This is a genomic window from Rhodoferax sp., assembly GCF_012927445.1.
Lineage (GTDB): Bacteria > Pseudomonadota > Gammaproteobacteria > Burkholderiales > Burkholderiaceae_C > Rhodoferax.
Window position 1 is genome coordinate 53,120 of the sequence record NZ_JABBPD010000006.1, and the last position, 24,060, is coordinate 77,179.

General features: G+C 60.6%; 21 protein-coding genes and 1 pseudogene. 9 read left to right on the plus strand and 13 right to left on the minus strand.

Annotated elements, in window-relative coordinates; all coding sequences use genetic code 11:
• Positions 1-99 precede the first annotated feature (99 nt).
• The 3 genes and pseudogenes from HHJ17_RS11495 to HHJ17_RS11505 form a co-directional block, all read left to right on the plus strand.
• Positions 100-321 (plus strand): annotated as a pseudogene (locus tag HHJ17_RS11495) (DUF6444 domain-containing protein); the annotation flags it as partial.
• A 142-nt stretch (positions 322-463) separates the two neighbouring features.
• On the plus strand, positions 464-901 hold the full coding sequence (gene trxC / locus HHJ17_RS11500; RefSeq protein ID WP_296502141.1) for a thioredoxin TrxC: 438 nt from the start codon (positions 464-466) through the stop codon (positions 899-901).
• 92 nt (positions 902-993) lie between these two features.
• Positions 994-1,986 carry an ROK family protein gene (locus tag HHJ17_RS11505; protein ID WP_296502139.1) on the plus strand — a complete coding sequence of 331 codons (993 nt, stop codon included), beginning with the start codon at positions 994-996 and terminating at the stop codon, positions 1,984-1,986.
• Positions 1,987-2,005: 19 nt separating this feature from the next.
• On the opposite strand, the gene HHJ17_RS11510 is transcribed toward HHJ17_RS11505, so the two are convergent.
• From HHJ17_RS11510 to HHJ17_RS11535, 6 genes are read right to left on the minus strand one after another with little or no spacing between them, the layout of a single operon-like run.
• Entirely contained in the window at positions 2,006-4,951 is a 2,946-nt protein-coding gene (locus HHJ17_RS11510; RefSeq protein WP_296505840.1) for an EAL domain-containing protein, read from the minus strand.
• Between the two features lie 57 nt (positions 4,952-5,008).
• Positions 5,009-6,412 (minus strand): sensor histidine kinase, encoded by a 1,404-nt coding sequence (locus HHJ17_RS11515; protein ID WP_296502136.1) that lies wholly within the window; start codon positions 6,410-6,412, stop codon positions 5,009-5,011.
• Positions 6,413-6,460: 48 nt separating this feature from the next.
• Complete coding sequence (locus HHJ17_RS11520; protein WP_296505842.1) at positions 6,461-7,171, minus strand: response regulator transcription factor; 711 nt, start codon at positions 7,169-7,171, stop codon at positions 6,461-6,463.
• Between the two features lie 44 nt (positions 7,172-7,215).
• Entirely contained in the window at positions 7,216-8,502 is a 1,287-nt protein-coding gene (locus tag HHJ17_RS11525) for a multifunctional CCA addition/repair protein (RefSeq protein ID WP_296505844.1), read from the minus strand.
• Position 8,503: 1 nt separating this feature from the next.
• A complete protein-coding gene (locus HHJ17_RS11530; protein ID WP_296505845.1) occupies positions 8,504-9,187 on the minus strand; it encodes a glutathione S-transferase family protein in 684 nt (227 codons plus the stop codon).
• Positions 9,188-9,242: 55 nt separating this feature from the next.
• The gene (locus HHJ17_RS11535) at positions 9,243-11,246 is read right to left on the minus strand and encodes a lytic transglycosylase domain-containing protein (RefSeq protein ID WP_296505847.1); all 2,004 of its coding nucleotides are present in this window, start codon (positions 11,244-11,246) and stop codon (positions 9,243-9,245) included.
• 36 nt (positions 11,247-11,282) lie between these two features.
• Here HHJ17_RS11535 and HHJ17_RS11540 point away from each other — a divergent pair, with 36 nt between their 5' ends.
• The gene (locus tag HHJ17_RS11540) at positions 11,283-11,855 is read left to right on the plus strand and encodes a 5-formyltetrahydrofolate cyclo-ligase (protein ID WP_296505900.1); all 573 of its coding nucleotides are present in this window, start codon (positions 11,283-11,285) and stop codon (positions 11,853-11,855) included.
• 9 nt (positions 11,856-11,864) lie between these two features.
• Here the strand turns inward: HHJ17_RS11540 and HHJ17_RS11545 are convergent, their stop codons facing one another.
• Entirely contained in the window at positions 11,865-12,824 is a 960-nt protein-coding gene (locus tag HHJ17_RS11545) for a LysR substrate-binding domain-containing protein (RefSeq protein ID WP_296505850.1), read from the minus strand.
• A gap of 129 nt (positions 12,825-12,953) precedes the next feature.
• Here HHJ17_RS11545 and HHJ17_RS11550 point away from each other — a divergent pair, with 129 nt between their 5' ends.
• From HHJ17_RS11550 to HHJ17_RS11560, 3 genes are all read left to right on the plus strand, one after another.
• A complete protein-coding gene (locus HHJ17_RS11550; RefSeq protein ID WP_296505852.1) occupies positions 12,954-13,262 on the plus strand; it encodes a DUF2917 domain-containing protein in 309 nt (102 codons plus the stop codon).
• A 160-nt stretch (positions 13,263-13,422) separates the two neighbouring features.
• A complete protein-coding gene (gene glmU / locus HHJ17_RS11555; protein ID WP_296505853.1) occupies positions 13,423-14,856 on the plus strand; it encodes a bifunctional UDP-N-acetylglucosamine diphosphorylase/glucosamine-1-phosphate N-acetyltransferase GlmU in 1,434 nt (477 codons plus the stop codon).
• Complete coding sequence (locus HHJ17_RS11560; protein ID WP_296502118.1) at positions 14,853-15,626, plus strand: ATP-binding protein; 774 nt, start codon at positions 14,853-14,855, stop codon at positions 15,624-15,626. Before glmU ends, HHJ17_RS11560 begins: the two co-directional genes overlap by 4 nt.
• A gap of 1 nt (position 15,627) precedes the next feature.
• Here HHJ17_RS11560 and HHJ17_RS11565 read toward each other — a convergent pair whose 3' ends face one another.
• The 6 genes from HHJ17_RS11565 to HHJ17_RS11590 all read right to left on the minus strand — a co-directional run bounded on the left by HHJ17_RS11565 (position 15,628) and on the right by HHJ17_RS11590 (position 20,822).
• Entirely contained in the window at positions 15,628-16,113 is a 486-nt protein-coding gene (locus tag HHJ17_RS11565) for an Lrp/AsnC family transcriptional regulator (protein WP_296505855.1), read from the minus strand.
• A 27-nt stretch (positions 16,114-16,140) separates the two neighbouring features.
• Positions 16,141-17,094, minus strand: a complete 954-nt coding sequence (locus HHJ17_RS11570) for a branched-chain amino acid ABC transporter permease (protein ID WP_296502115.1) — start codon at positions 17,092-17,094, stop codon at positions 16,141-16,143.
• Between the two features lie 3 nt (positions 17,095-17,097).
• Complete coding sequence (locus HHJ17_RS11575) at positions 17,098-17,982, minus strand: branched-chain amino acid ABC transporter permease (RefSeq protein WP_296502113.1); 885 nt, start codon at positions 17,980-17,982, stop codon at positions 17,098-17,100.
• 77 nt (positions 17,983-18,059) lie between these two features.
• Positions 18,060-19,253, minus strand: coding sequence for an ABC transporter substrate-binding protein (locus HHJ17_RS11580; RefSeq protein WP_296505857.1), 1,194 nt, complete (start codon positions 19,251-19,253; stop codon positions 18,060-18,062).
• Positions 19,254-19,325: 72 nt separating this feature from the next.
• A complete protein-coding gene (locus tag HHJ17_RS11585) occupies positions 19,326-20,030 on the minus strand; it encodes an ABC transporter ATP-binding protein (RefSeq protein WP_296502108.1) in 705 nt (234 codons plus the stop codon).
• Positions 20,031-20,822, minus strand: coding sequence for an ABC transporter ATP-binding protein (locus HHJ17_RS11590; protein ID WP_296502106.1), 792 nt, complete (start codon positions 20,820-20,822; stop codon positions 20,031-20,033).
• A gap of 336 nt (positions 20,823-21,158) precedes the next feature.
• Here HHJ17_RS11590 and glmS point away from each other — a divergent pair, with 336 nt between their 5' ends.
• Together glmS and HHJ17_RS11600 are read left to right on the plus strand one after the other, a co-directional pair.
• A complete protein-coding gene (gene glmS / locus HHJ17_RS11595) occupies positions 21,159-23,024 on the plus strand; it encodes a glutamine--fructose-6-phosphate transaminase (isomerizing) (protein ID WP_296502105.1) in 1,866 nt (621 codons plus the stop codon).
• A gap of 724 nt (positions 23,025-23,748) precedes the next feature.
• Positions 23,749-23,979, plus strand: coding sequence for a hypothetical protein (locus HHJ17_RS11600; RefSeq protein WP_296505859.1), 231 nt, complete (start codon positions 23,749-23,751; stop codon positions 23,977-23,979).
• Positions 23,980-24,060 lie beyond the last annotated feature (81 nt).

Genomic DNA, 24,060 nt, shown 5'->3' on the forward strand with positions numbered 1-24,060 from the left:
AAAGACACGTAACTACTCACCCCCTGAAGCGATAAGCGACAATTCTCGGCAATGCAAGAATTACCCGATCTGAGTTAACTCAGCCACAACGAGAAAGACAACCTGATTCGTTTGTTGTGGTCGATTCTTCAGGATCAAGCCAAACAGATCGTGGCCTTGCAATCGCAGGTTGCAGAGTTGCAATCGAAGCTCAACAAAAACAGTCGTAACTCCAGCAAGCCACCATCAAGCGACGGCTTGAACAAACCCGCACCGAAGTCATTGCGGGTTGCAGGGGAGAACCCAACAGGCGGACAAAAAGGTCACCCTGGACGTACCTTGAGCCAAACCATTCAGCCCTGCTTCGGTTAAATCGAAGTTGCCTGCCTAAAATTGGCTTGAGTAGTTACAAAACCCGTTACAAATTCCCAGGGCTTGAAACCTGCTGGACTGGCCTTAATCTGATGTTTTGAAAGGTGTTCCCATGACTGATTCGCTGCACATTGTTTGTCCCCACTGCCATACCACCAACCGGGTGCGCAGCGAGAATCTGACCCAGGCGCCCGATTGCGGCAGTTGCCACAAGCCGCTGTTCATGGCGCATTCGCTGGCCCTGGATGAAAGTAATTTTGACCGCCACATCAGCCGCAGCCAGATTCCGCTGCTGGTGGATTTCTGGGCGCCGTGGTGCGGCCCCTGTCGCCAGATGGCCCCGGCGTTCGAGCAGGCGGCGGCGCAGCTGGAGCCGAAGATGCGGCTGGTCAAGGTCGATACCGAAGCGGCCCAGAATTTGGGTGCTCGCTTCAATATCCGCAGCATTCCGACGCTGGCGCTGTTTGCCAATGGGCGCGAAGTGGCGCGCCAGGCCGGTGCCATGGGTGCGGCCGATATCGTGCGCTGGGCGCTGGCGCAACGTCTTTGATTTGGGCGCCAACAGGCGTGCCACCAAGCCCCCGGTTGTAACGCCACCGTAACCGGGCGGGCGGGGTTCCCCCTTTCTGATGAAATACGGACATGAACCCACAATTTTTAGCGACTGAATTCAAGCTGTCTCCAGGGGCCGCGCCCGTGGCCTGTGTCGACATTGGGGGCACCAAGGTGGCCGTCAGCATTGCCGATGCGCAAGGGGTGCGCGGCCGGGTCGCCGAGCCGACCGCCAAGGAGGGGCCGCACGATGCGTTGGCCCAGCAAATCATCCGCCTGCTGGGTGAGAGTTGTCAGGCCGCTGGTGTGGCGACCGACGCGTTGGCGGCGGTGGGGGTGGCCTCTTGCGGGCCGTTTGTGTTGAATGCGGGCCTGGTGGAATTGGCCGCTCCCAACATCTGCGGTGGCCTGGCCGGCAAGGCGCGTGGTCTGCCGAACGACTGGACCACCGCGCTGCTGGAGGCGCCGCTGCGGCAACGCTTCCCCAATGTGCGGGTGGAAAACGACGGTATCGGTGCGCTGGAGGCAGAGCGGCGCTGGGGCGCGCTGCAGACCAAGGGCCAACCGATGGCCAACTGCGCCTACGTCACCTGGAGCACCGGCATTGGCGTTGGCCTGTGTGTGGACGGCCATGTGCTGCGCGGCAAGAACGGCAATGCCGGCCACGCCGGCCACCTCTTTGTCAGTGACAACGACGATGCCCTGTGTGGCTGCGGCAATGTCGGCGACGTCGAAGCGCTGGTGGCGGGCAACGCCATCCCGCGCCGCTTTGCGCACCTGGGTTATCCCGATGCAGCTACACTTTTTATAGCTGCTTACGCAGGTAATACGGGGGCTGCGGCCATTATTGATGAAATGTGCCGGATCATGGGCCGCACGCTGTACAACCTGATCGTGACGCTGGATTTGCAGCGCATCAGCATTGGGGGCAGTGTGTTTTGGCATCACCGTGCCTTGCTCCTGCCGAAGTTGCAATCCTACGTGCATGGCAAATTGCCGGCCTTGACCGACGGCTGCGAACTGCTGCCCGCCGGCCTGGGTGAACGCGTCGGGGATTTCGGCGCGCTGGCGCTGGTGGCGTAAGGCGGCGCCTAAGCTGCGTCTACCGTTGCGCCATGAAGGCTTCAAAGTCCGGCGCGGACATCGGCCGGGCGAACAGGTAGCCTTGCGCATAATCGCAACCGGCGGCGGCCAGCAGATCGCGCTGCAACTCGGTTTCAACGCCTTCGGCGATCACCTTGATGCCCAGTTCATGGGCCATCACGATGATGGCCTTGCACAACGCCAGATCGGTGCACGCCGGCACCAGGTGCCGCACAAAGGACTGGTCGATCTTGATGAAGTCGATGTCAAATTTCTGCAGGTAGGACAGCGACGAGTAGCCGGTGCCAAAGTCGTCCAGCGACACCTGAATGCCGGCGTCGCGCAGCGCCAGTAACTGGTCGGCCACGCTGTCGCTGCTGTCCAGCAGCAGCCCCTCGGTGATTTCCACCACAATGCTCTCGCCCGGCAGCCCCATCGCTTGCAGCTGCTGGAACCAAGGCTTGTGGGCGCTGCCACTGTGGTGAAACTGCACCGGCGACTTGTTGACGCTGATCTGGAACTGGGGCGACAGCGAAGCGCGCCACGCCTGCACCTGGGTGGCTGCCTGCTGGAACACCCAGTCACCGATCTCGACGATGAGACCACTGGCTTCCGCGATCGGGATGAAGGCGGCCGGACTGATCAGCCCGCGCGTCGGGTGGTGCCAGCGAATCAACGCCTCCGCCTTGTGCACGGCGCCCGTGGCCATCTCCACAATCGGCTGGTAAACCACCCGGAACTGTTGGCCCGCCAGACCGGTCCGCAAGTCGTTCGCCAGGCGCACCCGGGTTTGTGCCGCCTCTTGCAGCGCCGGTGTAAAAAAGCTGAAGCGGTTGCGCCCGGCACCCTTGGCGACATACAGCGCCTGGTCGGCATGCTTGAACAAGTCTTCAATTTCGGTCGCATCCAGCGGGTACATGGTGATGCCAATGCTGGCCGAGACAAAGACCTGCTCATCACCCAGCTGGAACACCGACTCCAGCGCCTGCAGCAGCTTTTGCAGGATGCGTTCCAGGCTGCTGGCCTCCGTCAGGTCGCTCAGGATGACAGTGAACTCGTCGCCGCCCATGCGAGCCACGGTGTCGGATGCGCGCACCGCGCCCCGGATGCGGCGGGCGGCTTCGATCAGCAGCAGGTCGCCGCTGTCGTGCCCGAGCGTGTCGTTGACTTCCTTGAAATGGTCCAGGTCAATGAACAGGAGGGCGAGTTGCTGGCCGTCGCGGTTGCTTTTTTTGATCTCTTGTTCCAGCCGGTCGCGCAGCATGCTGCGGTTGGGCAGGCCGGTCAGGGCGTCAAAATGGGCCTGCTGCCAAATCAGCGCCTCTGATTTTTTCCGCTCCGTGATGTCGGTGTGGGTGCCTGTCATGCGCAGGGGCTTGCCCTCGGCATCACGGCTGATCACCATGCCGCGGGCCAACACCCATTTCCAGCTGCCGTCCTTGCAGCGCACGCGGCGTTCGTTGCTGTAGGTCGGTGTCAGTCCGTCAAAATGGGCCTGGCGGTCGCGGTGCATTTGCGCCCGATCCTCGGGGTGAATGCGCGAATCGAGTTCGTCGGTGGGGTTGCTGCGTTCAGCCTCGCCAAAGCCATACATTTCCAGCAGGCGTTTCGAGAAAAATTTCTCGCCGCTCGGGATATCCCAGTCCCACACGCCGTCACCGGTACTCTCCAGCGCCAGCTTCCAGATTTGCTCGTTTTCCCGCAAGGCCGCCTCACCCTGTTTGCGTTCGGTAATGTCCTGCAGCACCGCCGTGCGTTTCACGGGCTGGCCCTGTTTCCAGGTCGTGGTACCCATGGAGTGGACCCAGATGTGGCGCCCCTTGGCGGTGATCATTTCCAGTTCCAGATCATGCAGCTGCGGCTGATCGGTGCCGTCCGAATAGGAGGCCTTGATCAGTGCCTTGGCGGCGGGTGTGAAAAATTGGTTGGCGGTGGCCGGTGTGGGGGTGAATTCCTGGATCGAGGTGTCCAGGATGCGGTAAATCCCTTCGGTCCAGAACACGGTGTCATTGGCAATATCAGCGTCCCAGCCACCGACCCGGGCGATGGCCTGGGTGGCGTCCAGCAACTGGTTCAGCCGTTTGCGCGCTTCTTCGGCCTGCACATAGTCCGAGACATCGGCGAAAGTGCGCACCATGCCGCCCGAGGGCAGCATTTGTGTTTTGACCTCCAGCGTGCGGCCGGCCAGGGTGGTGCGCAGATAGTGGTTGGGGATGGCGCCGCTGCAGCCGTCCGTCAGATAGCGGCGGGCATGCGGATCAACCAGGCAGGCAGCAGGACCGAAATCGCCGCGTTGACACTGATAAAGAGCGATCTCTTGCACGGTGGGGTGGGTCGCCAGAAACTGCTCGGGCAGACCCAGCAACTCGGAGGCCTTGGGGTTGAAGGTGCTGACCCGTCCGTTGGCCTCAATCATGAAAATGCCCTGGCTGATGCTGGCCAGCGTGGTTTCCAGCAGCCGGGTTTCTTCAATCAGCTGCGCGTTCAGCTCAAGCAACGCCTGCTCGGCTTGCTTGCGTTCGGTGATGTCGGTGTGGGTGCCAATCATGCGCAAGGAGTTGCCCTGCGCGTCGTGGCTGACCACCATGCCATGCGACATAATCCATTTCCAGGAGCCGTCCTTGCAGCGCATGCGCAGGTCAATCGCATAGCCCTTGGAGCGGCCTTCCAGGCAGGCGGTGAAAGCGTCCTGCACACGGGCGATGTCGTCCGGGTGGACGCGGGTGACAAATTCGTTATAGCCCTGGTCAATCTCATCGGCCGCATAACCGAGCATCTCTTTCCAGAGGACGGGGTGCGTCTGCTCACCGGTCACCACATTCCAGTCCCAGACGCCTTGGCCGGCACTTTCCAGGGCCAGTTTCCAAGGGTTTTTACTAACGTCCAGCTCATGCCCGGACGGGTACAACGCTGACGGATTAGCCGGCGGGGCCAGGTGAGATGAATGGTCTGAAGGCGAGGTCATGGCGCAGTATCCCATGACCTGCATGCCCCTCGCACGGGACGAAGATTGGACCACAAATCAAGCCGTCAGCGGCAAGCTGAGCCTGATCCGCAAGCCCTGCGGCGAGACGGCCTGCGCGGTGGCTGTGCCGCCATGGCGGTGGGCAATCTCGGCCACGATGGCCAGGCCCAGGCCGCAGCCGCCGGGCAATTCACTGGCCCGCCAGAAGCGTTCAAAAACGTGTGCCAGATCGGCTGGCGACAAGCCGGGGCCGTTGTCTTCGACTTCCAGCTGGGCCTGATTCTGTGACTGCGTGACGCGCAGTGTCACCACGCTGCCCGTGCCGGCATAGAGGATCGCGTTGTCCAGCAGGTTGCTCAGGGCCTCATGCAGCAAAATTTTTTCTCCCTCAATCAGGAGGCTGTCTTCGCCCTCGTAGCCGAGGTCGATACCGGCGGCCAATGCCCGTGGTGTCCATTCCCGCGCGACCTCGCGCGCCAGTGCCGCAGCGTCCAGGGCTTGCAGTTTGACGTCGGCCTCGTTGCGCGCCAAGGACAGCAGTTGATGCACCAGGTGCGCACTGCGCTGGGCGCCGGCCAGGACCTTGGTCAGGCGGTTCTTCAGCGCTTGCGGGTCAGACTCCGCCAGGGCCAGTTCGGTCTGGCTGATCAAGCCCGCCAGCGGCGTGCGCAGTTGGTGGGCGGCATCGTTTAAAAAACGCTTTTCCTGGCCGAGGCTGCGACGCACCACCGACAGCAGCTGGTTGACGGCACCGGCCAGGGCATGCACTTCCTGCGGCGCTTGTGTCATCTCGATCGGTGACAAGGCAGACAGGCTGAATTCGCGCCGGTCACCCAGTTGCGCCTGCAGCCGTTTCAAGGGGCTCAAGCCCCGGGAAATACCGCCATAGACCAGCACGCTCAAAACCGCACCCAGCAACAGCAGCGGCAGCAGCATGTCGGACACCAGTTCAGCGGTGATGCGTTTTTGGACCGCCAGACTTTTGGCCACTTGCACCCGCAAATTTTGCGGTTCGCTCGGCTCGCCGTAGTTGACGTCCAGCAGCGCGATGCGCATCGGCTTGCCGTCCACCTTGACGTTGTAGAGCAAGGGTTCACCCGGCGCTGAGTAGGCGCCGTCCGGCGGCCCGGGCAGTTTGCCGTTGCCCAGCAGAAAACTGCCGGGCGGTGACGACACCATGTAACTCACCCGGTCCTTCGGGTCTTGTTCGATGATGTCCTGCGCGGCCCTTGGAAAGTCGATCAGCAGGCCGGAACCCACCGGCTTGACCTGGCGCGCCAGCGAGCGCACCGACTGCGTGAGGGACTGGTCAATGCCTTTCTCGGCGTAGTTCAGGGCAATGCGGTAGGTCAGCGCGCCGCCGACCAGCAACAGCACCAACTGTGGCAGCAACAGCCACAGCAGCAGTTGCCGTTTCAGCGACAGGCCGTGACCGGATGGGGCCGGGTTGCTTGTGGTCACCGTTTATGTCTGGTTTGAATGGTCGGCTTGCACGCAGGTCGGGCCACCTCAGGGCGTGCCTGATTCCAGCATGTAGCCCAGTCCGCGCACGTTACGGATGTTCAGGCCGGAGTCGCCCAGTTTGCGGCGCAGGCGATGGATGTAAACCTCCAGCGCATTGGAGCCAACGCCGACCACGTCGCCGGGCACCGATTGCCAGACTTCCTGCACATCTTCCCGGCTGACCACCTGGCCGGCGTTGGTGACCAGCAAGGACAGCAAGGACAGCAAGGCCCACTCGCGCTGCGTCAACTCCATTGCTTCATCGTCCAGCCAGGCTTGCGGCAGGGTGGCGTCCACCCGCAGCCGCCGCGTGCTGTCGGCGACCAGCTCCAGTGAGCCGCCAAAAGCCGGTAGACGGGCGCGCCGCAGCATGGCGCCCAGACGGGCCTGCAGCTCAGCCATGCTGAAGGGCTTGGTCAGGTAGTCATCGGCGCCGGCGTTGAGGCCTTGCACCCGGTCGTCCACGCCGTCGCGGGCGGTCAGCACGAGTACTGGCAGCGCCGGCAGGCGCAACCGGATCCAGTGCAGCACCTCCATGCCGCTCACTTTGGGCAGGCCCAGGTCCAGCAGCACACCGTCAAAGCGGTGGGTTTCCAGCAGCGCTTGCGCGATGGCGCCATCGGCGGCAGGCGTGACGGTATGGCCGGCTTGGGCCAGTTGGGCGCTTAACGCATCGCGCAACAATTCGTCGTCTTCAACAATCAGCAAACTAGACATGGGCCAAGCATAACAAGCAAACAGACGCTAACGCCCGATCAGGCCTACAGGCTGGCCCGGACCGCCTCAACCCGGGCGAGATGAATCAGTTCACCGATATTTTTGCCACTGGCCCCCGTCGCCATTGCGGTGGTAGCTATTAAATGAGTAGCAATACTTTGTGCCGCCGTCAGTGCGTCCAGCAAGCGCGGGCCCTGGGGGTAGGGCGACTCGCTCAGGCCCAGTCGGCCACGGGCATCACATTCACAGGCCAGCAGCACCTCGCCAAAGCGCTGCGGCTTGCGAAAGGCGTCGCAACGCTCCAGCAGACGCACCAACGCCGCCGGTCCCAGCTCGCCACTGCGGTGAATGTTGCCGTGTTCGCGAGCCACCACGTCGGCCAGTTCGCGGCATTCCGTGGGCAGGCGCAGCCGCTCGCAAATGCCTTTGAGTAGTCTGGCGCTGCGTTCTTCGTGGCCAATATGGCGCGGCAGCATGTCAGGTGGCGTGGTGCCTTTGCCCAGGTCATGGAACAGGCAGGCCAGGCGCACTGGCAGGCTGGCTTGCAAACGGGCGCTCATGTCCAGCACCAGCAGCAGGTGGGCGCCGGTGTCGATTTCGGGGTGGTAGTCGGCGCGTTGCGGCACGCCCCAGAGCTGGTTCACTTCGGGCAGCAGGCGCGCCAGGGCGCCACAGTCCCGCAGCACCTCGAGCATGCGAGAAGGGGTGTTTTCCATCAGGCCTTTGGCCAGTTCCTGCCAGACCCGTTCGGCCACCAGGTGATCTGCTTCGCCTTCCTGAACCATCTCCTGCATCAGTTGCAGCGTATCCGGCGCCACCGTGAAGTCACAAAAGCGTGCCGCCAGCCGCGCCACGCGCAGGATGCGCACCGGGTCTTCGCGAAAGGCGGCGGTGACGTGGCGGAACACCTTGTGCTCCAGGTCTTGTTGTCCGCCGAACGGGTCCACCAGCGCATCAGCTGCCTGCCAGGCCGCCGGGTTCAGTGCAATTTCAGTATCAAATCGGCCTCTAGCCCCCATGGAATGTGCGCTGACAGCTATCGAATTAATAGTAAGGTCGCGACGCGCCAGATCTTCTTCCAGCGTCACATCGGGGGCGGCGTGGACGCAAAAGCCGTGGTAGCCGGGCGCGGTTTTGCGTTCGGTGCGGGCCAGTGCGTATTCTTCTTTGGTCTGCGGGTGCAGGAACACCGGAAAGTCTTTGCCGACCGGCAAAAAGCCCTGCGCGACCAAGGCCTCGGGCGTGGCGCCCACCACCACCCAGTCCCGGTCTTTTACCGGCAGCCCCAGCAGTGCATCCCGCACCGCGCCCCCCACCATGTAAATCTGCATGTCAGCGCTTCAGCCGGTAGGGTTCTTCGAATTCGCGAAAATCCTGTTCAGCGACCGCCTCGTCCATCCACGCCTTCACGCCCGGCAGGGCACAGACCCGCGCCACGTAGGCGGCACTGGGCGGCGGCACCGGCAGCGCGTAGCTTTTCAGGCGCATGCAGACCGGGGCGAAATAGGCGTCGGCGATGGAGAAGTCGCCAAACAGCAGCGGTCCGCCATGGGCCGCCAGCAGCTCCTGCCACATCGTCACCAGGCGGTCGACATCGGCGCGTACCGCCGGTTTGTCCCGCCAGATCAGGGCGCCAGCGTCGGCCAGGGAGGCTTCGATGTTCATCGGGCAGTTACCGCGCAGACCGGTAAAACCCGCATGCATCTCGGCACAGACGCTGCGGGCGCGTGCCCGGGCCGCTTTGTCACGGGGCCACAGCGTTTGGTCGGGGAATTGTTCGGCCAGGTATTCGGCAATGGCCAGTGTGTCCCACACCACCAGATCACCATCCACCAGCACCGGGACTTTGCCGGTGGGCGTTACCGCATTGATGGTGTGCTTGAAGCTGGAGTCGGCGTCAAACGAGTCAAAACGGACCTTGATCTCTTCAAACGGGATGCCGGCCTGTTTGAGCAGCACCCAGGGGCGCATGGACCAGGAAGAATAGTTTTTATTGCCGATGTAGAGCTTGAGCATGAAGGTCTCCAAAACGCCCATGCTAGCGCATGGGGTTCGAATCACGCCGCTGCGATCACGGCAATTCGGCGTTCACCACGATGGCACTGGCCTCGCGCGGTCCCACCATGCCGAGGCGGCTTTTCAGCGACTGCGGCTGGCCGGAAATCAGCGCGGCGTAGTTGGTGGTGTTGGACAGCACTTTTTTCACGTAATCGCGTGTTTCGGTAAATGGCACATTCTCGGCCCAGATCGCGGCCTCCAGCACCGGCCCGCCGGTTTGGCCGCGCCAGCTTCTGGGGCGGCCAGGACCGGCGTTGTAGGCGGCGGCAGCCATCGGCATGGAGCCTGAGAAGTCGTCCAGCACCAGCTTGAGATAACCGGTGCCGATGGCGATATTGGTGTCGCGGTCGTTGAGTTGGTAGGGCTTGAAGTCGGTCATGCCGATTTTCTTGGCGGTCCAGCGGGCGGTCGGCGGCATGACTTGCATCAGGCCGGAGGCGCCCACGCCCGAGCGGGCGTCCATGATGAAACGGCTTTCCTGGCGGATCAGGCCATAGACATAGGCCGGGTCGAGCCCGATCTGGGTGGCGCGTTGAATCACCGCGTTTTTGAATGGCATCGGATAGCGCTGCTCAAAATCGATCACGGATTTGGTTCGCTCACTGGTGTTGATGCAGCGGTCCCACACCTCACGCTGGCAGGCCAGATCAGCGGCGGCCAGCAACTCGCGGTCACCCATGCCGCCGTGCTGGTGCAGGTTGGTGCTGTAGTTCCATTCGCGCACGCCCTCGCTGCGCAGGCCCATTTGAATCGCATACAGACTGCGGCCCAGGCCGGGGTTCTGGCTGGCGGCAGCCCTCTCCTCTGGCGTGAGAGGCAAGGGTCGGGCCGGCGTGCTGATGCGCTGGCCCAGATCTTCCAGCGCCAGTTGCTCGTAGAAGCCGCGCACGCTGGCAATGCTTTCCAGCAAAGCGGTGACTTCAGCGCGGTCCGCGTCGGTCTTGGCCAGTTGGCTGAGGGCCCGCGCCCGCCAGTAGACCCAGGTGGATTCCTGGCGCGTCTCGGGGCTCATGGCTTTGGTGGCCGCCAGCACTTCTTTCCACTTGGCCTGGCGCAGTGCGGCGCGCACTTTCCAGCCCAGATGGTCGTCATTCAGGTCGCTGTCCTTGGCTTTGGCGAAATGTTCCGTGGCATCGCCGGACAGGCGCTGTGCCACCTGCTTGCCGATGACACCCCAAGCCCAGGACCGCTGCTCGGAACTCAAGTGCACGCTCCAGTGGTTTTCCAGCACGCTGGCGGCGGTATCCGGGTCATTCGCTGCCATGCGGATCAGTGCCAGCACGACCCACTCTTTGGCCACACGACCGGCTGCGCCCACCCGTTTGGCCAAGTAACGGGCCGGGTTGTTGTTGATTTCATCAATGGGGGCGGCGGCCTCGGGCGAGATGATTTCGGCCGCGACTTTCACGGCCCGGGGCTGGTTGGCTTCCATGGCCAGCCGCGCTTTGCGCCAGACGTCGGCGTCGGTCAGCTTCTTGGCGGCATACAGGCGGGTTGCTGCAAAAGTGCAGCCATCGTTGGTTTCTTTTTGGCCGTACCACTGGCGTTTGACGTTGGCAGCCAGGTCATCGCCCGCCAGTGTTGGGTCCAGGCTGAGCTCGTAGCAGCGTACTTCGCGGTCGTCGTTCATGCGAAACAAGGGCTGCATGACGGCAAAATTGCTCCAGTCGCGGCGCTGGCCCAGCAGCAGGAGCCAGTCGTTGCGCAAACGATCTTCCTGGTAAGTGCCGGCAAAACGGGTCAGGAAATCCTGCACTTCACCCGGGGTCGCGGTATCAAGCCGGGCGCGCAGTTCCCAGTAGGCGGCCCACGGCTCCAGTGCATGGCCACGCACCTGCGGCAGCAGGGCGGTCAACCGCCGGGTGTCGCCTTGTTTGAAGGCCCGGTTCATTTCCAGAATGGTTCCGTCCGTCTGGGCTTTGCTGGAAGCGGAGGACTGGGCCTGCGCCGGGGTGGTGACCGACAAGGTCAGGGATCCCAGGAGCGCAATCGATGTCAAAATGGTGTGAAACTGCATGTGGAGATTATGGATAACTCTGATGAAAAAAGGGCGCTGGATAAAAAGGCGCTTCGCAAACTTCTTATTGAGCAACGTCTGAACCTCCCGGATCGACTACAACGCGCCGACATGCTGCAACGCGTCATGCGCATCTGGCTGATTGGCCGCCCCGATGCCGTGATTGGCGCCTATTGGCCGATCAAGGGTGAGTTTGACCCGTTACCGGCCCTGCATCGCTGGAAGGAAGACGGCGAACTGATCGATCAGCCCCAGCCTCGCCGAATTGGACTGCCGGTGGTCGATAAAGTTCACAAAACCATGACTTTTCATGCCTGGTACCCGGGCTGCCCGATGGAAGAGGACGCCTATGGCATCCCCAAGCCCAAGGATACCGAGGTGATCGTGCCCTCGCTGTTGTTTGTCGCGTGTGTCGGTTATGCGCCTGGCGGCTACCGGTTGGGTTACGGCGGCGGCTTTTATGACCGCATGCTGTCTAGCCTGGAGCCGCGACCGTTTACCGTTGGGCTGGGGTTTGCGCCGGGATTTTTGCCGGATTTCGAGCCTGAATCCCATGACATGCCGCTCGATGCGATCCTGAACGACCACGGTGTCGTCTGGCCGGTGTAAGCAGGGTTTTTATTCTGCTTCGCCAATGGCCCGGCGGGTGAGGGCGGCCTGTGCCGTCAGCCAGTCGCAAAACGCCTTGATTTCAGGCCGCATCGCACTGCGTGGGCCGACGATCAGCCAGTAGGCCAAGGGTGACTCCAGCCGCATGCCCGGCAAAATCTCGACCAGATCACCCGAGGCCAGGCTGTCTGCCACCAGCGGCATCCGGGTCAACGCCACGCCTTGCCCGGTCAGGGCCGCCTGCGCGATCTGGTGCGCGTAGTTGAAGTAGAGCCAGCGCTTGGGTTCCAGTTTTTCAAAATGATGTGCCTCCAGCCAGCGCCGCCAGCTTAACCACTCCATGTGCTGCGTGCGGTGCGCGTCGCTGGCTTCGATCAAGGCGAAATGCGCCAGATCTTGGCCCTGTTGCAAGGCGTGCCCACTTTTCAGCAGCCAGGGGCTGGCGACAGGGGTCAACTGTTCGCCGAACAGGCGAATAGCACCCGCCGGCGCATTGGCCGGGGTGGTGTAGCGCAGCGCCAGGTCGACGTCCGTGGTGTCCAGATCGACCGAAACATCGGTGGCATCAATGCGGATGTCAATGTCAGGATGTTCGCTCTGAAACGCCTCCAGCCTTGGAATCAGCCACATGGACGCAAACGAAGCCCAGGTGCTGATTGCCACGCTTTTGCGCCCTGTGCTGCGCCGGATTTGCCGCACCGCGCTGTCCAGCCGCTCCAGTGCCGGCAGCACGGTTCGCAACAACAGGGCGCCCGCGCTGGTCAGCTCCACCGCGCGCGTGTGGCGCAAAAACAGGGGGCTGCCCACTTCTTGTTCCAGCGCCTGAATCTGGCGGCTGACAGCGCTTTGGGTCAGCGACAAGTCTTCCGAGGCAGCCCGAAAGTTCAGGTGGCGTGCCACGGCTTCAAAGGCCCGCAAGTAGCCCACCGAAATAGGCCGGGTTCGCAGATGGTTGTCGGACGCTTGCATAGGGTGTGTGGGTTTTTGGGGTCAGGCAATTGATGCGTAAACGGAATAAATAGTTTAGTCCAATTTCATTGGACGAAGCAGCTTCTGATTGCGATCATTCAGTACCCAATTGCACCAATGGAGTCGGTCATGTTTGCCATGAAAAGTCAGGAATTACCTCCATCGCACGAGGGCTGTGCGGTGTCGGGGTGTGCCACGCTGTTGCCGGGACGCGCCATCAGCCTGCGGCCGCGCCAGGCCGGTCTGCTGCGGATTGCACAGGGTCAGGTGTGGGCCACGTTGGACGGCCCGCACGCCGGGCACGGCAACGAGTCGGGTGACTTTTTTGTGAAGGCCGGGCAGACACTGGCGGTCGGTGCCGGCCAGCGCCTGGTTTTTGAGCCCTGGCGTACGGCGCACGAGGCGCCGGTTTACTTTGAATGGCTCAATCTGCGGTAAGTTTTTCAGTGCTTTTGCAGCATCAGCGCCGGTGCGTCAGTCGCATCGACTTTCAGTCGTGGCGATGAAATCCAGGGCGCTGACCCCCCAGCAGCCCGCCGATAATGCAAGACAGTTGAAAGTTTGAAAAACCCGGATGAGTGCACGAACAGAAAGAGTCATGAACGATATTTCAAAAAACTCCAAAACCGACCGCGCAGTGGACGTGGTGATCATGGCCGCTGGCAAGGGCACCCGCATGAAAAGCAAGCTGCCCAAAGTGCTGCATCGGCTGGCCGGGCGGGCCTTGTTGCAGCATGTGGTGGACACGGCAGCGGCCTTGGCGGCGCGTCAGGTGGTGATCGTCACCGGTCATGGTGCTATCGAAGTTGAAGCGGCTCTCGCAGATAAAACGGGGGCTACAGCCCAATTTGATATAAATTTTGTGCGGCAGGAGCCACAACTGGGCACCGGCCACGCGATGCAGCAGGCCGTGCCGGTCTTGAAAGATGACGGCATGGTGGTCGTGCTCTCCGGCGACGTGCCGCTGACGCAAGCCGATACCTTGCAGCAGCTGCTTGCCGCCAGTGCCGGTCAGCAACTCGCATTGTTGACGATTGAGTTGGCCGATCCCACTGGCTACGGCCGCATCGTGCGCCAGGGTGAGGTGGTGCAGGCGATCGTCGAGCAAAAGGACGCGACCGCGCAGCAGCGCGAGCTGCGTGAGGTCTACAGCGGCATCATGGCAGTGCCGGCAGTGCATTTGAAAAAGTGGCTGGCGCGGCTGGACAACCAGAATGCGCAGGGCGAGTATTACCTGACCGATATCGTGAAATTTGCCGTGGCCGATGGCGTGCCGGTGGTGGCGCACACAATCACGGACGCGGTGCAGGTGGCGGGCGTCAACAGCCCGGTGCAACTGGCCGAGCTGGAGCGGGCGTTTCAACTACGCAACGCCGTGCAGTTGATGGAGCAGGGCGTTCGGCTGGCCGACCCGGCGCGGCTGGATGTGCGCGGTAACTTGCAGTGTGCGCCAGACGTGTCGATTGACGTGAACTGCGTCTTTGAAGGCCAGGTCACGCTGGGCGAAGGCGTCAAGATTGGCGCCAACTGCGTGATTGCCAACGCCACCATCGCCGCCGGGGCGGTGATTCACCCCTTCTCCCACATTGAAGGTGGCAAGCCGGGTAGCAAGGACTTTATTGAAGTGGGCGAGGGCGCCTTGATCGGTCCGTTTGCCCGGCTGCGACCGGGTGCCAAGCTGGGCGCCGAAGTCCATATCGGCAACTTTGTCGAGGTCAAGAATTCGACGCTGGCCAAAGGGGCTAAGGCGAATCACCTGGCTTACCTGGGCGACGCCACGGTGGGCGAGCGCGTCAACTTTGGCGCCGGCAGCATAACGGCCAATTACGATGGCGCGTTCAAACACCGCACCGTGATCGAAGCCGATGTGCACATTGGCAGCAACTGCGTGCTCATTGCCCCTGTGACCCTGGGCGCTGGCGGCACCGTGGGCGGCGGCTCCACCATCACCAAAGACACGCCTCCCGGGGCTCTGAGCGTGGCCCGGGGCAAGCAGGTCAGTATCGCCAACTGGAAGCGGCCCTCGAAATGAACGCAGCGTCGGCGCCCTTGTTGCCTCAGGACGAACAGCCAGAGAATGAGCGCCTGGACAACGCGCGGCTCCGGCGCGAACTGAGCCAAGCGCGCGCCGAGCTGGAAGACTTCACCTACTCGGTGTCACACGACCTGCGGGCGTCGCTGCGGCATGTGACGGCCTATGTGCAGATCATCAAGGAAGACCTGGGCGACCAATCCAATGCCGCCATGACGGCGCACCTGGAGACGGTGAGCCAGGCCGCGCGAAATATGGGGCAGCAAATTGACGCGCTGATGGAGTTGTCGCGTCTGACCCAAGTGGCGCTGCAACTGTCGACCGTGGATGCCGGGCAACTGGTTGCCGCCGTTGGCGCTGACCTGGCTCCGATGCTCGCAGGGCGCGCCATTGAATGGCAGGTGGCGGCTGATGTGCCGCCCCTTTGCTGTGATGCCGCCTTGCTCCGGCAAGTGGTGTTGCAGCTGCTGTCCAATGCGTTGAAGTTCACCCGGACGCGGCCCCTCACCAGAATCGGAGTTGCGTGGCAAGTCCACGAGAACGGCCAATGCGCCATCACCGTGACCGACAACGGGGTGGGCTTCAACCCGCAATACCAAGGCAAATTGTTTCATGCTTTTCAGCGGCTGCACGGGGCCCGTGAGTTTGAAGGTCTCGGCATGGGCTTGGCACTGACCCGAAAAATCGTGGAGCGCCATGGTGGCGTCGTGTGGGCCAGCGGCGCACCGGATGCGGGTTGCAGCATCAGCTTCACGCTGCCCTTGGCTTAAATCAAAGTGGCAGCGGCACCCGCGCGCCAAATTTACTGCGCTTGACGCTGAAGAAGGTTTTGACGTTGCGCACATTGGCGTCGACCGTGAACAGGCGTTGCGCCAGCGCCAGGTAGTCCGGCATGTGGGCCGCATGCACCACCAGACAAAAGTCGGGCCCGGGTGAGACGCGGTAACACTGCTGCACGGCGTCATCGGCGGCGACGCGTTTCTCAAACGCCTCCAGGGCCGCATTGTCCTGGTGGTCCAGCGTGATCTCGACGATGGCGCACAGGCCGTGGCCCGCCACCGCACTCAGTTTGTCCACGCTGAGCACCGCAATCTCGCGCTCAATCAGCCCCGCCTCATGCAGCCGTTTGACGCGTCGCAAACAGGTGGGGGGCGAAATATGCACCCGCCCGGCCAGGTCCTGATTGCTGAGCGAGGCGTCGTTTTGCAGCTGCTCCAGCAGGTGCAGGTCGGTGGCGTCGAGCGTCATTTGTTCCATATTTTTCAGAAATATGGAAGATTTTAGTTAGTTGGGCTCAGCCCGCCGCCGGCGTTCCAGGTAGGCCTGCAACTCGCCAACCACGCCTTTGCGGAAGGCCATGACGCACAGGACAAAAATTGCGCCGATGATCACGGTCACCCAGGAGCCGACCTTGTCGGCCAGCATGTCTTGCAGGGCGATCACAATGCCGGAACCTAGAACCGGTCCGAAGAAGGTGCCCACGCCGCCCAGCAGGCTCATCAAAATCACCTCGCCCGACATCGACCAGTGCACATCGGACAGCGTGGCAAATCCCATGACCAGTGTTTTCAGCGAGCCGGCCAGTCCGGCCAGCGCCGCCGACAGCACAAAGGCCAGCAGCTTGTAGCGGTCAACCTGGTAGCCCAGCGAAATCGCACGGGGCTCGTTTTCACGAATCATCTTGAGAACCTGGCCGAAAGGCGAATGCACGATGCGTGAAATAGCCAAAAAACACGCCATAAAAACGGCGAGCACCAGGTAATACATGGAGGTGTCCGACTCCAGCGGCAGCAAGCCGAACAGCGCGCCGCGCGGTACGCCCTGCAAGCCGTCTTCACCGCCGGTAAAGGGGGCTTGCAGGCAGACAAAAAACACCATCTGCGCAATCGCCAGTGTGATCATGGCGAAATAGATGCCCTGGCGCCGGATAGCAACCAGCCCGACCACCAGCCCAATCAGACCCGCCCCCACCATGCCGGCCAACAGGCCCAGTTCTGGGGTGAAGTTCTGCGACTTGATCACATAGCCGGTGATGTACGCGGCCGAGCCGAAAAATGCCGCATGACCAAAAGACAGCAAGCCGGTAAAACCCAGCAGCAGGTTAAAGGCGATGGCAAAAATGGCGAAGCACAGCAGCTTCATCACAAACACCGGATAGAGCCCGAGCATGGGCGCCAGCAGCGCCAGGCTCAGCAACACGAAGTAGGTGGCGGCAATCAGTTTGTTGAATTTATTCATGGCTCAAGCCTCCTTACCAAACAGGCCGGCCGGGCGCAGCATCAGCACAATGACCATGATGACGAACACCACAATACTGGACGCTTCCGGGTAGAACACCCGGGTCAGCCCTTCCACAATACCCAGGCCGAGACCGGTCAGGATCGAGCCCATGATGGAGCCCATGCCGCCGATCACCACGACCGCAAACACCACAATGATCAGGTTGGAGCCCATCAGCGGATTGACCTGAATGATGGGCGCGGCCAGCACGCCCGCCAGTCCGGCCAGGGCGGCACCGGCGCCGTAGGTTAGCGTCACCATCAAGGGCACATTGATGCCAAAGGCCTGCACCAGTGATGCGTTCTCGGTGCCGGCGCGCAGGTAGGCGCCCAGCCGGGTGCGTTCAATCAGGTACCAGGTGCCCAGGCACACCGCCAGCGACACCAGCACTACCCAGGCGCGGTAGTTCGGCAGCACCATGAAGCCCAGATTGGTGGCACCGGACAGCAGTTCCGGCACGTTGTAGGTCTGGCCTGAGACGCCATACAGTTCGCGGAAAATGCCCTCGGCGATCAGCGCCAGGCCAAAGGTCAGCAGCAAGCCATACAGCGGGTCGAGTTTGTACAGGCGCTTCAGGAACAGTCGCTCAATCACCACGCCCAGCAGACCCACCGTCAGCGGTGCCAACACCAGCGCAAACCAGTAATTGATGCCGAACTTGTCGAGCATGATCCAGGCAGCAAACGCGCCCAGCATATAAAGTGCGCCGTGCGCAAAATTCACAATGCCCAGCAGGCCAAAGATGACCGCCAGTCCAAGGCTGAGTAGCGCGTAAAACGCGCCATTGACCAGGCCCAGCAACAGCTGACCCAGAAAAGCTTGATGGGGAATACCGAAAATTTCCATGAAGACCCGTTAGTTCATGCCTGGTAAGGCGAAAAAGCGGCCGGCCACACAGGCAGCCAGCCGCTTTGGGCGTCAAGTTATTTTTTGATCAACGCGCATTTGGACTCGGCCACCGTGGTGAAGGCCTGCTCGCCGGGCACCTTGGCGATCATCTTGTAGTAGTCCCACGGTGTGGTCGATTCCTTGGCCGACTTGACCTGGTACAGGTACATGTCGTGGATCATGCGGCCGTCGGAGCGGATCTGACCCTTGTTGTAAAAGTCGTCAATCTTCATGCTCTTCAGGGTGGACATCACCTTGTCGGCATCGGTGGTGCCGGCGGTCTGCACGGCTTTCAGGTAGTTGGTGGTCGCCGAGTAGTCGGCCGCTTGCAGGCTGGACGGCATGCGCTTGTATTTGGCGAAGAAACGCTGGGCAAATTTGCGCGAGGCGTCATCCTGGTTCCAGTACCAGCTGTCAGCCAGTTGCAGGCCTTCGGTATTGGCCAGACCCAGACTGTGCACGTCGTTGATGAACACCAGCAGGCCGGCGATCTTCATGGTTTTATTGATGCCGAATTCCCGCGCCGCCTTCATCGAGTTGGTAAAGTCGCCGCCGGCATTGGCCAGTGCCAAAATCTGGGCTTTAGAGGACTGGGCTTGCAACAGGAAGGACGAGAAGTCAGACGCATTGAGCGGGTGGCGTACGGCGCCAGCGACAGTACCGCCGTTGGCTTTCACCACGGTGGAGGCGTCAGCTTCCAGCGAGTGGCCAAACGCGTAGTCGGCCGTCAAAAAATACCATTTCTTGTTGCCGGCCTTGACCAGCGCCGAGCCGGCGACTTTGGCCAAGGCCACGGTGTCGTAAGCGTAATGCACGGTGTAAGGCGAGCAGGCTTCATTGGTCAGGCGGGCCGAGCCAGCACCGATCGCAATGAAGGGACGTTTCTTCTCTTCCGCGACCTTGGCCATGGCCAGTGCCGTGCCTGAACTGGTGCCGCCGACCAGCATGGCCAGGTTATCTTTGTCCATCCATTCGCGGGCTTTGGAGCTGGCGACGTCGGCCTTGTTCTGGTGGTCGGCGGTCAGCACTTCTACCGGGCGATTCAATACCTTGCCACCAAAGTCCTGTACCGCCCACTTGATCATTTCACCGCCGGCCGGGCCGTCGATGTCGGCATACAGGCTGGACATATCGGTGATGAAACCGATCTTGACGGGGCCGGTGTTCTGGGCCGATGCGGCGGCGCCAAATCCAATGGCCAATGCGGCGACGAGAGCTTTAAGTTTCATGAGGTCTCCTGGTTAGTTTGGTTGTGAGAAACGTGGAAAAAATAGGGAAGATAGGTTGAAGCGGCTGCTGGATCAAACGCCCAGATATTCCTGCAACATACCCATGTTCTGGCTGAGTTCGTTTTGTGCAAACTGTTTCACGATGGTCCCGTGCTCCATCACGTAAAACCGGTCGGCCAGCGGTGCGGCAAAGCGGAAGTTCTGTTCCACCAGCACGATGGTGTAGCCCTTGCGTTTGAGCGTGAGAATCATCTCGGCCAGCTTTTGCACAATGACCGGTGCCAGTCCTTCCGAGATCTCGTCCAGCAACAGCAGTCGTGCGCCGGTGCGCAAAATGCGCGCCACCGCCAGCATTTGCTGTTCGCCGCCAGACAGGCGTGTGCCGGGGCTGGACGCACGCTCTTTCAGGTTCGGAAACATCTCGTAAATTTCTTCGACGCTCATGCCACCCGGTGCCAGGGTAGGCGGCAACATCAGGTTTTCTTCCGTCGTCAAGCTGGCAAAAATGCCACGCTCTTCGGGGCAGTAACCGACGCCGAGATGGGCCACCTTGTGTGGCGCCAGTTTGACGGTTTCAACGCCATTGATTTTGATGGAGCCCGTACGCTTGCCGGTCTGTCCGACGATAGCGCGCATGGTCGTGGTGCGCCCGGCGCCATTGCGCCCCAGCAGCGTCACCACTTCGCCCTGATGCACCGACAGGTTCACGCCGTGCAAGATGTGCGATTCGCCATACCAGGCGTGCAGGTCTTCGATGCGTAGCAGTTCAGTTGTCATTTAGTGTGCGCCCTGCAAGGTGGTGTCGACGGTGCCCATATAGGCTTCAATCACCAGTGGATTGCGGGACACCTCGGCATAAGGGCCGTCGGCAATGATGGCGCCGCGCTGCAGCACCGTGATGCGGTCGGCAATCGATGACACCACATTCATGTTGTGTTCCACCATCAGAATGGTGCGCCCGGCGGAGACCTTTTTGATCAACTGCGTGACGCGGTCCACGTCTTCGTGGCCCATGCCTTGCGTCGGCTCGTCCAGCAGCATCAACTCCGGCTCCAGCGCCAGCGTCGTGGCCAGTTCCAGGGCGCGTTTGCGACCGTAGGGCAGGTTGACCGCCAACTCGTTGGCGAAGTCTTGCAGGTCGACCTCGGTCAGCAATTGGTGGGCGCGCTCGTGCAGGTGCAACAACGTGCTTTCGGGTTTCCAAAAGTGAAAGGAGTTGCCCATGTTGCGCTGCAGCGCGGCACGCACATTCTCCAGCACCGACATGTGCGGAAATACCGCCGAAATCTGGAAAGAGCGCACTATGCCGCGGCGCGCTGTCTGGGCTGGTTTTTCGGTCGTGATGTCGATGCCGTTGAACGTGATAGTGCCCTTGGTCGGATGCAGAAACTTGGTCAACAGGTTGAAGAAGGTGGTTTTGCCAGCGCCGTTGGGGCCAATCAACGCATGAATGTGGCCGCGCTGAACCTTCAGGTCTACTTGGTTGACGGCCACGAATCCCTTGAATTCCTTGGTCAACCCACGCGTTTCAAGAATGAACTCCACTGACAAATTATTCTCCGGCTGCATGGTCTGCGTTGACGGACTTGCAAGTCCGCAACAAGAAACTGAATGCTATCAATTTGCGTTGTGCGGTGTTAGCGGGTTAGCCCTTAGGTAGTTTTACCGGCTTTGGCAAGCGGGAAAAGTGGGTTGCCTCGTCAATGTTGAGTGCGTTGTGCGGCGGCTGTTCTGGTATTCAGGTGTGAATCTAAGAGTTGTTATATGTTTCATATTTTTATATGAATTGAAATATTTGAACTTGTCAAATTCATATTGAAATATAAATTCAAATTCATATGAATTTCAACTGCATATTTCCTTCTGGCGCCTCTAACATTGGGCCATTAATTTCTGGAGCAGTCTATGTGTGGCATTGTCGGAGCGGTTTCTACCCGCAACATCGTTCCCATCCTGGTGCAGGGCTTGGCCAGGCTGGAGTACCGCGGCTATGACTCCTGCGGCGTGGCGGTGTATGCCAATGGCTTGCAGCGAGCCCGCAGTACGTCCCGTGTGGCGGAACTGTCCGAGCAGGTGAGCGCCAGCAAGCTGGAAGGCACGACCGGCATCGCCCACACGCGCTGGGCTACGCACGGCGCACCGGTGGTCTGTAACGCGCATCCCCATTTCAGCCATGGCACCGGGCTTGATGCGGCCAACCGGCCCGGCCGCATTGCCTTGGTCCACAACGGCATCATTGAAAACCACGATGAACTGCGCGCCATGCTCCAGGCCAAGGGCTATGTTTTCCAAAGTCAGACCGACACCGAAGTCATCGCCCACCTGATTGACCACCTGTACGACGGCGACCTGTTTGAAGCCGTCAAGGCTGCGATCCATCATTTGCACGGCGCCTATGCCATTGCCGTGTTTTGCAAGGACGAGCCGCATCGCCTGATTGGCGCGCGGGCCGGCTCGCCCTTGATTCTGGGCGTTGGCAAAGATGGACAGGAGCACTTTCTGGCCAGCGATGCCATGGCACTGGCCGGGGTGACCGATCAAATCGTTTACCTGGACGAAGGCGATGTGGTGGATATTCAGCTGGGCAAATACTGGCTGGTGGACAAGACGTTCAAGCCTGTGCCACCCGAACAGCGTCCGGTTAAAACCGTGGTGGCGCACAGCGGTGCAGCCGAGTTGGGGCCGTATCGCCACTACATGCAAAAAGAGATTTTTGAGCAACCCCGCGCCATTGCCGACACCCTGGAAGGCGTGGACGGCATCGTGCCCGAGTTGTTTGACGGTCGCGTCAGTGCTGCGCGCGTGTTCAAGGACATCGACTCGGTTTTGATTCTGGCTTGTGGCACCAGTTACTACAGCGGCTGCACTGCCAAATACTGGCTGGAAAGCATTGCCAAGATCCCCACGCAGGTGGAGGTGGCCAGTGAATACCGTTACCGCGATTCGGTCCCCAACCCGCGCACACTGGTGGTCACCATTACCCAATCCGGCGAAACGGCGGACACCTTGGCGGCCCTGCGTCACGCCCAAAGCCTGGGCATGACGCACACCCTGACCATTTGCAACGTGGCCAGCAGTGCCATGGTGCGTGAATGTGAGTTGGCCTACATTACCCGCGCCGGCATCGAGATTGGGGTGGCTTCCACCAAGGCGTTTACCGCGCAACTGGCTGGTCTGTTCTTGCTGACGCTGACCTTGGCCCAGGCCAAGGGTCGCTTGAGCGAGGCCGAAGAAGCCCGTCACCTGAAGGCCATGCGCCATTTGCCCGCTGCCTTGCAGGCCGTGCTGGCGCTGGAGCCGCAGGTGATTGCCTGGTCGGAAGACTTCGCCAAAATGGAAAACGCGCTTTTCTTGGGCCGCGGACTGCACTATCCCATTGCTTTGGAGGGGGCGCTCAAACTCAAGGAAATCAGCTACATCCATGCCGAGGCCTATCCGGCGGGTGAGCTCAAGCATGGCCCGTTGGCGCTAGTGACCAGCGCCATGCCGGTGGTGACGGTCGCACCCAACGACGCCCTCTTGGAAAAACTCAAGAGCAATATGCACGAGGTGCGTGCCCGCGGTGGTGTGTTGTATGTGCTGGCCGATGCCGATACCCGGATTGAGTCCGGCGAAGGTCTGCACGTTATCCGCATGCCGGAGAACTACGGTGAGTTGTCGCCACTCCTACACGTGGTGCCCTTGCAGTTGCTGGCGTATCACACCGCCTGCGCCAAAGGCACCGATGTAGACAAACCCCGAAATTTGGCAAAAAGTGTCACGGTGGAGTAGGTCGGTTTCCTATTTTTCGAGGTATTATTCCGCGCAATTAAAGTCGTAAACAGGTTATTAAAGTCGTAAACACGGCTCTGTTGTGAGGAATAAAGTCCGTCGGATCAGAATATAGTCTGTCGGAGTAAATCTGAGCAATTGAAGTCGTATACACGTTTTTAAACCTGGGCGGCGACAGTCGGCAAGACACGGCCGTCTGCCGATCGCCAGTGTCCGCTTTCTGGCAGCCCAATTAAATGAATTGGCTTGCCAGTCAGCCGCTGTTCATGGCGACCCGCAAAGTGCCCATAGCCGAATTTCGGTTGATCGAAATGCCTGCCCGATATCGGCCGTTGAATCCATCAAGTGATGCTCGCCGGATTGACGGCGGAGTTGCATAAAGCAGCCCTTCATTTCACCTCGACTGAATCATATTGCCGACATTGGCGGCTGAAAAGTCTGGGGCATGTCTGCAGCGAGAGCGGTCATACAGAAAGCTCCTCCAGTTTCGAGATTTGGGCATTTGGTGCGTAGAATGCACAAGAAGAAATCTGCCGGGTTTGTCGGAATTTTTATACCTGTATAGAAGACGGTGAAAACAGCAAGAACCAAGGCTGCAAGCCATTCTCACGAAGTTTTCATGTCCAGTTTATCCCGCAGCGCCCAGAATATCCCGCAAGTATTGCGGTATACATTACGTTAGGAGACTTGATTGCTCCACCTCGTGCAATTCATTAAGGCGAACATGTTTACGATCACATTACTAGCGACCATATTTCAGGTCCTAGGAACAATCGTGCTTGCGTTTTTTTCGTTCTATGGCATCAAGATTTCCGACAATAAGGATGCCTACATTGAAGGTGTCCAAAAGGTAGAAATCAGCGGCAAATGGTTACGAGCATCGCAAACCGCGTTGGTTGTTTTAGTTATTGGCCTTGTTCTATCAGGAGGCGCATCACTTGGAAGCGTCCCCTAACAAGTTGCTCGTCGCGGACATGCAGCAGCAGAATGCCGCTTCGCGGCGCATGCTGTGTGCCGGACAGCGCCAACGTTAAAC